Raw genomic sequence first — 13,875 nt, forward strand, 5'->3', positions numbered from 1 at the left:
GCGCGGCTGGCCTTCGGCCATATGCAGCAGTTGCCGGCGCTGGTGCCAGCGCTCGGCCGCTAAGGATGCCGGTCAGGCCAGCGTTTTGAAGACCTTGCGCGCCGCCTCGATGGTGGCGTCGATGACGGCGTCGTCGTGCTGCGCCGAGACGAAGCCCGCTTCGAACGCGGCCGGCGCGAAGTAGACGCCTTCATCCAGCATGGCGTGGAAGAAGGTGTTGAACTTGCTGCGGTCGCCGGCCATCATTTCGGCGTAGCTGGTCGGCGCCGTTGCGCTGAAGTAGATGCCGAACATGCCGCCGACCGAATCGGCGCAGAAGGTCACGCCGGCTTCCTTGGCGGCCGCCGTCAAGCCTGCCGCCAGGCGCGCCGCGCTGGCGCCGAGCTTCTGGTAGAAACCCGGCTGCTGGATCAGTTTCAGGGTGGTCATGCCGGCCGCCACCGCCACCGGGTTGCCCGACAGGGTGCCGGCCTGGTACACCGCGCCCAGCGGCGCCATGTTATGCATCAAGGCGGCGCTGCCGCCGAACGCCGCCACCGGCAAGCCGCCGCCGATCACTTTGCCCAGCGCGGTCAGGTCCGGCTTGATGCCGTACAGTTCCTGCGCGCCGCCCAGCGCGACCCGGAAGCCGCACATCACTTCGTCGAAAATCAGCAGCGCGCCGTGCCTGGTGCACAGTTCGCGCATCGCTTGCAGGAAGGCCGGGGTGGCCTTGACCAGGTTCATATTGCCGGCCACCGGTTCGACGATGACGCAGGCGATGTCGGCGCCGAAGCTGTCGAATGCATCGCGCAGTTGTTCGACGTTGTTATAGTCCAGTACCAGCGTGTGCTTGACGAAGTCTTCCGGCACGCCGGCCGAGGTTGGATTGCCGAAGGTCAGCAAGCCGCTGCCGGCCTTGACGAGCAGCGAATCGGCGTGGCCGTGGTAGCAGCCTTCGAACTTGACGATCTTGTCGCGGCCGGTGGCGCCGCGCGCCAGGCGCAGCGCGCTCATGGTCGCTTCGGTGCCGGACGAAACCAAACGCACTTGTTCGATCGACGGCACCAGGCGGCTGATTTCTTCGGCCATGTCCACTTCGGCTTCGGTCGGCGCGCCGAACGACAGGCCGCGCGCAGCCGCGTCCTGCACCGCCTTGACGACTTCGGGATGGGCGTGGCCGACGATGGCCGGGCCCCAGGAGCCGATGTAGTCGATATAGCGCTTGCCGTCCGCATCCCAGAAATACGGGCCTTCGGCGCGGGTGATGAAGCGCGGCGTGCCGCCCACCGAACGGAAGGCGCGCACCGGCGAATTGACGCCGCCGGGGGTGGTTTTCTGGGCGCGGGCGAATAAAGTGTCGTTTTTCGAAGTCGTGGTCATGATCTTGTCTTTTCCGTATGGTTTAATCTGTCTGCATTCTCATTACGCCGGCCTGGCCAGGCGCTGCCAGTAACGGTTGGGCACCAGCTTGCCCATGCCGAAGCGCTGCGCATGCTGCAGCGCGCCGGTGGTGAATTCCTGGGCGGCGCGCACGGCTTCGGGCACGTCGCCATCCTGCCGCGTCATCAGCGCGGTGATCGCCGCCGACAGGGTGCTGCCGGCGCCGCTGTAGGCGCCGGTCAGGTGCTGCCAGGCGTCGTGGCGCACCACGCCGTCGGCGCCGAACAGGGTATTGGCGCGCAGCGCGCTGTCGCCGTGGCCGGCGTTCGGCGTGCCGGTGACCAGCACGAATTCGCAGCCGAGCGCCAGCAGGTACTCGACATCGGCCTGCATGGTGTCTGCCGGATCGGCGTCGCGCCAGGTTTCGGCCAGCCGCTCCAGCTCGACTTGCGACAGCATCAGCACGGTGGTTTGCGGGATCAGCAACTGGCGCACCGCCATCAGCATGTCTTCGCTGTCGAGGCCCTGTTCCGGCAGCGCCGAAATGAACGGGTCCAGTATCAGCGGCACGTCCGGATAGTCGGAAACGATTTCGGCGATGGCGGTGACGTGCTCGATGCCGCCCGGCGCGCCGATCTTGATGGCGGATACCGCCATGTCTTCGAGCAGCACGCGGGCCTGGTCGGAAACCCAGTCCGGATCGATTTCCTGGATGTCCTCGACGCGCGCGGTGTCGCCGATCAGCAACGCCGTGCTGACCGACAGTCCATGGCAGCCGAAGGCTGAAAAGGTCGCCAGGTCGGCCTGGATGCCGATCGCGCCGACCGGGTCGGACAGGCCGAAGCTTAATATGAGGGGAGAAGTTTGGTTTTGCACGGCGGGTAGATTAAGATACCTAATTCAGCATTTTACTTGATTGAAGGGTGGCAGAACGTGAGTAGTAACGAAACAACGCAGCAATTCCAAACGTGGATGTGTCTTATTTGCGGCTGGGTTTATGATGAAGCCGCCGGTTTGCCGGATGAAGACATCGCCCCCGGAACGCGTTGGGCCGACGTGCCGATGAACTGGACCTGCCCGGAATGCGGCGCCCGCAAGGATGATTTCGAGATGGTGGCCATCTAAACCCGCCAGCCGGGCTGCGGCCGGCTATGCTATCGTGTACAGCATGTCAAATGATCAAAACAGCCGGCCGACCATCATGGTGATCGACGATAGCGGCACCATCCGGCGCGCCGCCGCAACGATACTGGAGCAGGCCGGCTACCGGGTGGAGCAGGCCGAGGATGGCTTCGAGGCGCTGGCCAGGATCGGCGATTGCCGCCCTGCGCTGGTCTTGTGCGACATCCTGATGCCGCGCCTGGACGGTTACCGCACTTGCGCATTGATCAAGAAAAGCCGGCAATTCCATGCGACGCCGGTGTTGATGCTGTCGTCGAAGGACGGCTTGTTCGACCGCGCGCGCGGCGCGCTGGCCGGCTGCAGCGCGTCGGTGGCCAAGCCGTTTAGCCGGGACAGCCTGTTGTCGGCGGTGCGCGAGCACCTGCCGGCCGGCGACGCCATGTTTACCCATCATTGAGGAGGCATTTATGTCCATACACAAAGTGCTGATCGTCGACGATTCGCCGACCGAACGTTTTTACCTGACCGATATCCTGCAGCGCGCCGGTTATGCGGTAACTACCGCCGACAGCGGCGAAGATGCGCTGCTACGCCTGAAGACCGACAAGCCCGACCTGATCCTGATGGACGTGGTGATGCCGGGCGCGAACGGCTTCCAGGTGACGCGCGCGATCGCCCGCGACCCGGAACTGCTGGACGTGCCGGTGATTATCTGTTCCAGCAAAAGCCAGGAAACCGACCGTATCTGGGGCTTGCGCCAGGGCGCCCGCGACTACCTGGTGAAACCGGTGGTGGCGGCCGACTTGCTGGCCAAGATCGCCGCGCTCGGCTAGCCGATGACCCGCGACAGCGCCGCCCTGGAACCATCCGGCCCCGCGGCGCGGCGCGGCCGCTTGCGCCAGTACCAGCTGCAATTGCTGCAGCGGGTGCAGGCGGCCAAGAGCGGCGCGCCGGCCAGCCGCAAGGAACTGGGCGTGCTGGCCGGAGGCCGCCGTTATCTGCTGGACCTGACCCAGATCGGCGAAATCGTGCAATCGGCGCCGATCAGCGCGGTGCCGCTGGCGCAGGACTGGTATCTGGGCCTGGCGGCGATCCGCGGCAAGCTGACCGGCGTGGCCGACCTGGCCCGCTACCAGGGCGCGGCCGCCTGCGCGATGAGCCCGGACAGCCGGATTATTACCTTCGCCCCCCGCTTGGGCTTGAATTGCGCGTTGCTGGTCGGCGCGGTGCTCGGCTTGCGCCAGCCCGGCGGCGATGGCGGTGACCAGTGGCAGCGGCTGGACCTGGCCGCGCTGGCGCGCGAAGAACGTTTTTTACAGGTCGGTTTTGAAGCGCGCAAGCCGGGCGCGCAGGCGATGCATACGAGTATTCGGGAGACGGTGTAATGGCGGCAGACGCGGAGATATTATCGACACCCATATTGCAGCCGCCATCGGCGGCGCCATCCCGCGCGCCGTCCGACACTGGGCTCGACGGCGACGTGCCGCTGCGGCTGCGCGATGCGCTCGGCAGCATGCACCGGCGCGCCGCCAATCCGGCCCCGGCCAAGGATTTGAAGATGCCGCTGATCGGCCATCTGCCGCTGCAAAAGCAGCTCAGCATCCTGTCCAGCGTGCTGGCGCTGAGCCTGGCCGCCAGCCTGCTGTTCGTCGGCCTGAATACCCGCAGCAGCGCGATCCTATCGGCCCAGACCCAGCTTGCCAGCGATGCGCTGATGCATTCGCAGCGGGTCGGCAAGGCGGCGCCGAACGCGGTGCAGGGCAACCTGGACGCGTTCCGCCAGCTGGAAGAAAGCCGCAATGAGCTGAACCAGGACTTGAACCTGATGGCGCGCGGCGGCAATTACCAGGGCCGCGCGATTGGCGAAACCCGCACCAGCCTGCTGGCGGCGGTGGCCGATGCGCGCAAAAAATGGACCAGCAGCGACCGCGCCGCGCACACCATCCTGCGCATGAAAAACGAGCTGGCCGGCTTCGACAAGACCTTGCAGCAATTGAATGCGCTGTCGCCGGCCTTGCTGGCGCAGACCGAGGATATCGCCGCGCTGCGCGCGCAGCGCGGCGGCAATGTGCGCGACATGGCGGTGTTGGGCCGGCTGATGATGCTGACCCAGCGCATGAGCCGCAGCGCCAGCGAATTCCTCGGTTCCGGCGGCATCAGTTCCGAAACCGCCTTCATGCTGGGCCGCGACACGACCTATTTTCGCAGCGCCATCGACGGCTTTTTGAACGGCAGCGTGTCGCTGCAATTGACGCCGGTGCGCGATCCGGAAACCCGGGCCAAGCTCGATGCGCTGAAAACCAGCTTCGACGCCTACCAGAAGCTGGTTTCGTCGATACTCGACCGGCTGGACCGGTTCACCGCCGCGAAAAGCGCCGAACAACTGATCTTCAACGAAAACGAGGAAGTGCGCCAGCGCCTGGCGCTGCTGCAGCAGACTTACCGCAACGACCAGGAATCGCTGGGCTGGGAATTCTGGCTGATGGTGGTGTCGGTGCTGCTGACGCTGGTGGCCGCGGCCGGCATCGGCCGGGTGCTGTTGCAGGATTCGGTCAACCGCACCCGCGGCGCCGACCGCCGCCGCCGCGAAGCCGAGGCGCAGCGCCTCGAATCGCAGCGCAAGGAAGAGGAGGCGCAAGCGACCAACGACATGAACCAGGCCGCGATCTTGCGGCTGATGAACGAATTGCAGAAAGTGGCCGACGGCGACCTGACCGTGCACGCCACGGTATCCGAGGACATCACCGGCGCGATCGCCGATTCGGTCAATTACACGGTCGAGGAATTGCGCGGCCTGGTCGGGCGCGTGACGGCCACCGCCGAGCAGGTGAACCGCGCATCGACCCAGGCGCAAAGCATTTCCAGCAATTTGCTGAGCGCGTCGCAGCAGCAGTCGCGCGAAATCCAGGACGCCAGCGCCACCGTGATGAAGATGGCGCATGCGATCACCGACGTGTCGAAATCGGCAAGCGAATCGGCCGACGTGGCGCGCCAGTCGGTGGCGGCGGCGCGCCAGGGCTCGACGGCGGTGGAAAACGCGATCAAGGGCATGCATGAAATCCGCGACCAGATCCAGGAAACCTCGAAGCGCATCAAGCGCCTCGGCGAATCGTCGCAGGAGATCGGAGAAATCACCGAACTGATTTCCGACATCACCGAACAGACCAATGTGCTGGCGCTGAACGCCGCGATCCAGGCCGCGTCGGCCGGCGAGGCGGGACGCGGCTTCTCGGTGGTGGCGGAAGAGGTGCAGCGGCTGGCCGAACGCTCGGCCGGCGCCGCCAAGCAGATCGGTGCGCTGGTGCGCACCATCCAGACCGATACCCACGACGCGGTGGCGGCGATGGAAAAATCGACCCATGGCGTGGTCGAGGGCGCGCGCCTGTCGGATGCGGCCGGCGCCGCGCTGAGCGACATCAGCCAGGTGTCGAACCGGCTGGCCGAACTGATCCAGGGCATGTCCTACGCCACCGGCATGCAGGCGACGTCGGCCAACGGCGTGGCGCTCAATATCCAGCACATCCTGTCGGTCACCGAGCAAACCCAGGACGGCACCAAGCAAACCGCGCAATCGATCCATAAACTGTCGGTGCTGGCGCAGGAACTGAAGAATTCTGTATCGCGTTTCCGCGTCGTCGCCTGAACATGGCGCGCGCCCTTATTGAATCGCCGAGGAAAGCATGACCATAATCGATGTCCAGCAGTCCGCAGTGACGCCCGTCCCCAGCCGCTCCGGGCAATTCGACAGCGGCCCGCTGTCGTGGGTGATGGCGGAAATCCGCGAATCGCTGTTGCGTTCGAAGACCGCGCTGTTCGAGGCCGGCGGGCGCGAACGCGAGGAGCGGAGCACCGCCTTGCAGCATGCGCGCACCCATCTGCACCAGGCCCATGGCGCGCTGGTGATGGTCGATATCGACGGCGCCGCCTTGATCACGCTGGCCGCCGAGCAGGCGCTGGACCGTTTCAAGGATGGCACGCTGGAATACCACGTCGGCCATGCGCAAATCGTCGCCGAACTGTACCAGGCGCTGACCGAATACCTGGAAGATTTGCTGGCCGATGCAGGCGCGGCGGCGCCGCAGCCGCTGCGTTTGTTCCCTTACTACCGGGCGCTATTGACCATGCTGGGCGCCGAACGGATTCATCCGGCCGACCTGTTTTTCCCGCCCGCCCCGGCGCACATCGAGATTCCGGCGCCGGAACAGGCGGCGCAAGCGGATTATCCGGCGTATCGCCAGCGCTTTGAAAAAGCTTTGCTGCCGTTCCTGAAAAGTACCGAAGCCGATGCGCAAATGGCGCATGCCGGCGCGCTGCGCGACGCCATCAAACTGGTGGCCGATGCCCAGCACGAGGCGCCGGCGCGCCATTTCTGGTTCGCCATGCAGGCGTTCGCGGAACTGGTCGCCGCCGGCCAGCTCGGCAGTGGCTTGCATGCCAGCGTGTACGTCAAGCAGTTGTTCGGCTTGATCAACCTGCAGATGCGGCGCTTGACGCAAGGCACGGCCAGCCAGCCGGACGGCATGCTGCGCGATGCGCTGTTTTTCATCGCCGGGGCCAGCCAGCCGACCCCGGCCGCCGCGCTGCTGCGCGACGGGTATCGGCTCGATGGGGTGCTGCCGGACGATTATGAAGTCAAACGCTATGGCCAAATCGACCAGGAAACGCTGGCGCGCGCGCAGCGCGGACTGGAGCGGGCCAAGGCTGGCTGGAAACGGCTGGCCGCGGCCGAAATCGATGCCGAATTGGATACTGCGTTTGAACAGTCGCTGGCGCAGGTGGCCAGCGCGGCCGAACAATTGAAGGTGCCGGCGCTGGCGGCGCTGATGCGCCAGGTCGGCATCGTCGCGGCCAAGGCCGTCGGCGCCGGCCGCAGCCCGCAGCTGGACGCGGAAATCGGCACCGCGCTGCTGTTTGCCGAACATGGGCTGGAACGGCTGCGCCGCTTGCCGGACGACTTTGCCGGCAACGCCGAAACCATCGCCGCGCGCCTGACGGCGCTGCTGGCCGGCCAGGTGCCGCCGGCGCCGCCGTCCGGCGATTTGTCGCGCCAGATCGAGCAGGGCCAGGCCGTCGCCGCGCTGGCCGAAGAGATGAAGACCGCGTTGCGCGAGGCGGAAAAAACGCTGGACGACTATTATATCGATCCATCCAGACGCGCTGAATTGAAACGGGTCGATCCGCTGATGCAGCAAGTGCAGTCCGCGCTGGCGACGCTGGAACAGGATCACGCGTGGCGCGCCGCGCAGCATATCAACCAGGCGGTGCGGCAACTGGAACAGGGCGCGATCGAGCCGGCGCCGCAGGCGCGCGCGCTGGACGAGATTGCGCAAAACATCAGCGCGCTGGGATTTTTTGTCGATATGCTGGGCCGTAACGCGGCGGCGGCCAAAGGGCGTTTCCATTTCGACGAAAGCGCCGGCGCCTTCCGCGCCATGCCGTTCGAGAAAATCGCCGCCGCCACGCCGGTGCCGATGCTGGACCATGCCTTGCCGCCGGCCGTCCTTGCCGAACCGGCGGCAATCGCGGCACTGGAACTTGATGGCGGTGACGAGCTGATCGATATTTTCATCATCGAGGCGCGCGACGTGCTGGCCTTTATCGACAGCACCCTGGCGCTGCCGCGCGAGCAGGCCGGCAGCCTGGAAAGCCTGGCCATGCTGCGCCGTTCCTTCCATACGCTCAAGGGCAGCAGCCGCATGATAGGCCTGGCGCAGTTCGCCGACGCGGCCGGCGCGATCGAACGCGTGATGAATGTGTGGCTGGCGGAAGGACGCCCGGCGGATGACGAACTGTTTGTGCTGCTGGACCACGCCACGCGCAAGCTGGCCCAGTGGGTGGCCGAACTGGCCGCCGGCGGTTCGGCGCGCACGGCGGCCGGATTGATCAATGCGGCTGAAACACTGCTGGCGGGCGCAGCGGCGCCCGAGCCGCAGCCTGAGCCGGAAGCCGCGGCGCAACCGGCACGCCCCGCGCACAGCGGCAATGTGATCGGTTTCCCGCCGGCGACCGCGCCGAACGAGGTGCGCGACGACCATCTGAAACATGTCGGCGAGCTGCAAATCAGCCTGCCGTTGTATAACATTTACCTGGCCGAAAGCGACGAATTGTTGCGCCTGCTGACCCAGGATTTCGGCGAGTGGCGCCATGAACCGCAGCGCAGCGTCAGCGACGCCGCATTGAAGGCGGTGCATACGCTGGCCGGTTCGTCCGGCACGGTCGGTTTTGCCGCGCTGCGCGCATTGGCGCAGGCGCTGGAAGCGGCCATCGAGGCGGCCGTGCCGCCATTGAACGATGCGCAGCATGACGTACTGGAACAAGCCACCGGCCGCATCAGGCGGATGTTGCAGTGTTTCGCGCTCGGCGAGCTGGCCGCGCCGCAGCCGGAATTGATTGCCGCGCTGGCCGGCTTGCACCAGCCGGCGCAGGCGCCGGATTTGTCGGCGCGGCTGGAAGACTTGTTCGCGTCGGCTGATGACAGCATCGTCGGCGAGGCTGGGCCGGTTGAGGTCAAGACCGAGGTTGAAGCCGTGGCGTCGCCCGAAGCCGCCGTCGAAGCGCCGGCTGGCATCGACGACGATGCGGCTGATGCGCTGGATGCCTTGTTTGCCGCCGCCTACGCCGACATCGTCGCCAATCCGCCGGCATCGGCGACGGCGCCAGTCAGGCATGCCGCTCAAGCCCCGGCACCGGACACCAGCGCTGTCGACGACGTGTTCGATTCGGTCTTCGGTCTGGCGCCGGCGCTGGAACATGCGGCTCCAGAATCGGCTTCAGAACTGGCTGCAGAGCCGGCGCCTGAGGAATTGCACCTGGAAGACAGCGCCGGCGTGCTGGCGGTCAGCGCCGGTTTGCACGATGAACTCGATGCGGAGTTGCTGTCGGTATTTCTCGAAGAGGGAACCGACCTGATGCCGAAAATCGGCGAAGCGCTGCGCACCTGGCAAAAAAATCCCCACGATGTCAGCCAGGCGCAAATGCTGCTGCGCCTGCTGCATACGGTCAAGGGCAGCGCCCGCATGGCCGGTGCGATGCGGCTCGGCCAGCACGCGCATGAAATCGAGACCCACATCGAAAACATGCTGCACGCCGGTACCGCGACGCCGCAGGCTTTCGATGAATTGCTGGCGCATTACGATCATGCGCAAGTCTTGTTCGAACAACTGCAACAGCCCTTGCTCGACCTGGCTGACCCCGAGGCTGAAGCGCCGCCCGAGATCAAGGCGGCGCTGGTGCGGGTGCGCGCCGATATCCTCGACCAGTTGGTGAACCAGGCTGGCGAAGTGTCGATTTCGCGCTCGCGGATGGAAAACGAGGTCGGCTTGCTGCGTTCGTCGATGGGCGAATTTTCCGACAACCTGGCGCGCTTGCGGCGCCAGTTGCGCGAAGTCGAGATGCAGGCCGAATCGCAGATCGCGTCGCGCATGGCGATCGCCAGCGAACGCGAATTCGATCCGCTGGAATTCGACCGTTTTACCCGCTTGCAGGAATTGACGCGGATGATGGCGGAAAGCGTCAACGACGTCGCCTCCTTCCACGAAAACCTGACGCGCAGTATCGACAGCAGCAATGACGAGCTGGTATTGCAGGCACGCTTGACGCGCGATTTGCAGCGCGACTTGATGCAAATCCGCATGGTGCCGTTTTCCAGCATCGCCGAGCGCTTGTTCCGGGTGGCGCGCCACAGCGCCAAGGAAGTCGACAAGCGGGTCAACCTGGATATCCGCGGCGGCGCGGTGGAACTGGACCGCAGCGTGCTGGAACGGATGGCCGCGCCGTTCGAGCACTTGCTGCGCAACGCCATCGCGCACGGCGTCGAAACCCGTGCCGAACGGGGCGCCGCAGGCAAGAGCGAAACCGGCGAAATGCTGGTGCAGGTCAGTCAGCAAGGCAATCAAGTGGTGATCGAATTTTCCGACGACGGCGCCGGTCTCGACCTGGAACGCATCCGTGGCAAGGCGCGCCAGGCCGGCCTGATCGGGGCAGAGGCCGAGCCCGATGACGCGCAGACCATCGAACTGATTTTCACGCCGGGTTTTTCGACCGCCGACAGCTTGAGCGAACTGGCCGGGCGCGGCATGGGCATGGATATCGTCCGTTCCGAAGTGCTGGCGCTGGGCGGCCGGGTCGAGATCGTCTCCGAGCCGGGCCAGGGCGCGCGTTTTACGATTCATTTGCCGTTGACGCTGGCTGTCACCCAGGTGGTGCTGCTGTCGTGCGCCGGCCGCAGCTATGCCGTGCCGTCGGTGCTGGTCGAGCAAGTGCTGCACATGAAGGCGGGCGAATTGGCCGGCGCCTATGCGGCTGGCGCGGTGGATGCGCATGAAGGGCCGGTGGCGCTGCATTACCTGGCCAATTTGCTGGGCGAATCGCGCGCGCTGCCGCAAAACCAGCGTCACAGTCCGGTGCTGTTGCTGAAAAACGGCCATGACCGGCTGGCGCTGCATGTCGATGAAGTGCAGGGCAACCGCGAAGTCGTGATCAAGAACATCGGCCCGCAGCTGGCGCGCATGCCCGGCATCGCCGGCGCTACCGTGCTCGGCAGCGGCGATATCGTGCTGATCCTGAACCCGGTGGCGCTGGTGCAGCACCTGGCCCACCATCCGGAACTGTTGCAGGAATATGCCGCCGCGGCCGGCGACAAGGATGAGCCGGGCCAGCCGCGCAGCAGCGTGATGGTGGTCGACGATTCGCTGACGGTGCGCCGCGTGATGCAGCGTTTACTGGAGCGCGAAGGATACCGCGTGCTGCTGGCGCGCGACGGCATCGATGCGCTGGAGCAATTGCAGGAAACCGTGCCTGCGCTGCTGCTGGTCGATATCGAAATGCCGCGCATGGACGGTTTCGACCTGACCCGCAACGTGCGCGGCGATGTCCGCACGCGCGACGTGCCGATCATCATGGTGACCTCGCGCAGCGCCGACAAGCACCGCAACTACGCGCTGGAGCTGGGCGTGAACGCGTATTTCGGCAAGCCGTTCCAGGAAGACGAATTGCTGAGCGAGGTCGGGGAGTTGATCGGCGGCGACTTGACCCAGGCTACGCCTTGACGACCGCATAACGCTCCAGCGTTTCCTTGCGCGCCATGTCATGCTGGACGATCGGTTCCGGGTAGTCGCGCCCGAGCCGCAGGTTTTTTTGCTCCAGCAGCATCTGCGGCACCAGCCACGGCGCGTGGATTTCCTTGTCGTGCAGCGCTTTCAGCTGCGGCAGGTAGCGCCGGATGAAGCGCCCGGCCGGGTCGAATTTCTCGGACTGGGTGATCGGGTTGAAAATCCTGAAATACGGCTGGGCGTCGCAGCCGGACGACGAGGCCCACTGCCAGCCGCCATTGTTGGACGACAGGTCGAAGTCGTTCAAATGCTGCGCGAAATACGCTTCGCCGCGGCGCCAGTCGATGCCCAGGTCCTTGATCAGGAAGCAGGCGGTGACCATGCGCAGGCGGTTGTGCATATAGCCGGTCTGGTTCAGTTGCAGCATCGCCGCGTCCACCAGCGGATAGCCGGTGCGGCCCTCGCACCACGCGGCGAACGCCGCATCGGCGGCGGCGCCGGTTTCCCATACGATGGCGTCGTAGGCCGGCTTGAACGCGGCGCCGACCACATGCGGATGATTAAACAGGATCATCGCGTAAAAATCGCGCCAGATCAGTTCCGCCAGCCATACCGGCGCGCCTTCGCCGCCGGCGCCGCGATCGATCAGGTCGACCACGGTGCGTACCAGGTGGCGCAGCGAGACAGTGCCGAAGCGCAGGTGCACCGACAAATACGACGGCCCCTTGAGCGCCGGGAAATCGCGCGCCACGCCGTAATTGGCGATCCGCGGCAGGAATTGCTCGAATAAGCCGGCGCCGCCGGACATGCCGGTCGGGATCGCCAGTTGCTTCAGGTTGCTTTCCTCGAAGCCCAGTTCTTGCAGCGTCGGCAGCGGCAATTGCGCCAGCGGCGGCGCCAGGCGGTCGGCATACGGCTCGACCGGCAGCGGTGCGTAGCACGCCGGTTCGGCCCGCATCCGTTTCAGCCACGCGTTTTTGTACGGCGTGTAGACGGTGAAAGTCTTGTCGGCCAGCGTCAGCACTTCGTGTTTTTCAAAGATCACCTGGTCCTTGAAGCTGAACCACAGCCGCGCCGCCGCCGTCAGGGCGTCCGCCACGCGGGCGTCGCGGACGATGGCTTGCGGTTCGTAGTCGTGGTTGCTGAACACGGCGTCGACGCCCAGTTCCTGCGCCAGTTGCGGAATCGCCTGTTGCGCGTCGGCGTGGCGCACGATCAGGTCGCCGCCCAGCTGGCGCAGTTCGGCCGCCAGTTCCGCCACGCAGGCGTGGATGAATTCGACCCGGCGGTCTTGTTTCGGCAAGCTGTCGAGGATGGCCTGGTCGTAAATGAAGACGCAATAAACAGCTTTGCTCTGGCGTAAGGCATGGTGCAGGGCGGCATGGTCAAACGCGCGTAAATCGCGGCGAAACCAGACCAGGGATTTATTAATAGTCATGAAATAAGGTGTTCGGGGTCAAGGTAACGGGTTTTTTTCGCGCCTACCATGCTTTTATGGTGGCGCGCGGCGCGGCGCAGACGTCGCTGCCGCTTCAATTCAGTGTAAACTATAGGTATGTGCGCGGCGTTCCGCCATGCGTCACGATCTTACCAGTAAAGCAGGGTTGAGCAAGGGTCGAGGAATTTGAACAATAAAACAAGACCCGCCTCCCATGAGAGAGAACAACGCGTATGAAGAAGACCAAAATCGGTAAGACTCTGCCTGTCCATGCTGCATTACAGGACAGCGCCGAACCGTTGGCCGCTTCCGGCGCCCAAGGTGCGGCAGGTTTGAATCTTGCTAATCATTTCTTAATTGCAATGCCTGCCATGCAAGATCCCATCTTCGGCGGCACCGTGGTGTATGTCTGCGAGCACAATGAAAACGGCGTGCTCGGGGTGGTCATCAACAAGCCGACCGATATGACGATGCAAGTCTTGTTCGAACGGATAGACTTGAAGCTGGGCGCCGGCATGGATACGCCGATCGTCGACGAACCGATCATGTTTGGCGGCCCGGTGCAGGACGACCGGGGCTTTGTGCTGCACACGCCGGGGGCGCGTTATTCCTCGTCGCTGACAGTCACCGATGAAATTGCCTTTACAACATCGATCGACGTGCTGGAAGCCGTCGCCAACGGCGCCGGTCCGCAGCGCATGCTGGTGTCGATCGGTTATTCGGGCTGGAGCCCTGGCCAGCTGGAAGATGAAATCGGCCGCAACGGCTGGCTGACGGTCGGCGCCGACGCCAACATCCTGTTCGACTTCCCGATCGAAGACCGCTACGTCGCGGCCATCAAGCTGCTCGGCATCGATCCATTGATGCTCGCTTCCGAGGCCGGCCATGCGTGATACCGGGTGC

At 64.9% G+C, this 13,875-nt stretch carries 10 protein-coding genes; 7 read left to right on the forward strand and 3 right to left on the reverse strand.

Translation table 11 applies throughout. The features are described from left to right. Positions 1 to 72: 72 nt before the first annotated feature. Positions 73 to 1,362, reverse strand: a complete 1,290-nt coding sequence (gene hemL, locus GJA_RS03655; protein ID WP_038488905.1) for a glutamate-1-semialdehyde 2,1-aminomutase — start codon at positions 1,360 to 1,362, stop codon at positions 73 to 75. Positions 1,363 to 1,404: 42 nt separating this feature from the next. Then, the gene (thiD, locus tag GJA_RS03660; protein ID WP_038488908.1) at positions 1,405 to 2,238 is read right to left on the reverse strand and encodes a bifunctional hydroxymethylpyrimidine kinase/phosphomethylpyrimidine kinase; all 834 of its coding nucleotides are present in this window, start codon (positions 2,236 to 2,238) and stop codon (positions 1,405 to 1,407) included. A gap of 96 nt (positions 2,239 to 2,334) precedes the next feature. Here thiD and GJA_RS03665 point away from each other — a divergent pair, with 96 nt between their 5' ends. Genes GJA_RS03665 through GJA_RS03690 form a run of 6 tightly spaced genes read left to right on the forward strand, consistent with a single transcriptional unit; the run spans position 2,335 to position 11,531 of the window. Beyond that, positions 2,335 to 2,487 (forward strand): rubredoxin, encoded by a 153-nt coding sequence (locus GJA_RS03665; RefSeq protein ID WP_038488910.1) that lies wholly within the window; start codon positions 2,335 to 2,337, stop codon positions 2,485 to 2,487. 43 nt (positions 2,488 to 2,530) lie between these two features. Continuing rightward, positions 2,531 to 2,941 (forward strand): response regulator, encoded by a 411-nt coding sequence (locus GJA_RS03670; protein WP_038488913.1) that lies wholly within the window; start codon positions 2,531 to 2,533, stop codon positions 2,939 to 2,941. A 10-nt stretch (positions 2,942 to 2,951) separates the two neighbouring features. Continuing rightward, a complete protein-coding gene (locus tag GJA_RS03675; protein ID WP_038488916.1) occupies positions 2,952 to 3,317 on the forward strand; it encodes a response regulator in 366 nt (121 codons plus the stop codon). A gap of 3 nt (positions 3,318 to 3,320) precedes the next feature. After that, positions 3,321 to 3,869 (forward strand): chemotaxis protein CheW, encoded by a 549-nt coding sequence (locus tag GJA_RS03680; RefSeq protein WP_051780249.1) that lies wholly within the window; start codon positions 3,321 to 3,323, stop codon positions 3,867 to 3,869. Further along, positions 3,869 to 6,127, forward strand: a complete 2,259-nt coding sequence (locus GJA_RS03685) for a methyl-accepting chemotaxis protein (protein WP_038488919.1) — start codon at positions 3,869 to 3,871, stop codon at positions 6,125 to 6,127. Before GJA_RS03680 ends, GJA_RS03685 begins: the two co-directional genes overlap by 1 nt. 37 nt (positions 6,128 to 6,164) lie before the next feature. Further along, on the forward strand, positions 6,165 to 11,531 hold the full coding sequence (locus tag GJA_RS03690; protein ID WP_038488923.1) for a hybrid sensor histidine kinase/response regulator: 5,367 nt from the start codon (positions 6,165 to 6,167) through the stop codon (positions 11,529 to 11,531). On the opposite strand, the gene GJA_RS03695 is transcribed toward GJA_RS03690, so the two are convergent. Then, entirely contained in the window at positions 11,521 to 12,972 is a 1,452-nt protein-coding gene (locus GJA_RS03695; RefSeq protein ID WP_038488926.1) for a cryptochrome/photolyase family protein, read from the reverse strand. The genes GJA_RS03690 and GJA_RS03695 overlap by 11 nt on opposite strands. A gap of 233 nt (positions 12,973 to 13,205) precedes the next feature. Between GJA_RS03695 and GJA_RS03700 the strand changes: the two genes are divergently transcribed. Continuing rightward, a complete protein-coding gene (locus GJA_RS03700; protein ID WP_038488928.1) occupies positions 13,206 to 13,865 on the forward strand; it encodes a YqgE/AlgH family protein in 660 nt (219 codons plus the stop codon). Positions 13,866 to 13,875 lie beyond the last annotated feature (10 nt).

It is taken from the genome of Janthinobacterium agaricidamnosum NBRC 102515 = DSM 9628, from assembly GCF_000723165.1.
Taxonomy (GTDB): domain Bacteria; phylum Pseudomonadota; class Gammaproteobacteria; order Burkholderiales; family Burkholderiaceae_D; genus Janthinobacterium; species Janthinobacterium agaricidamnosum.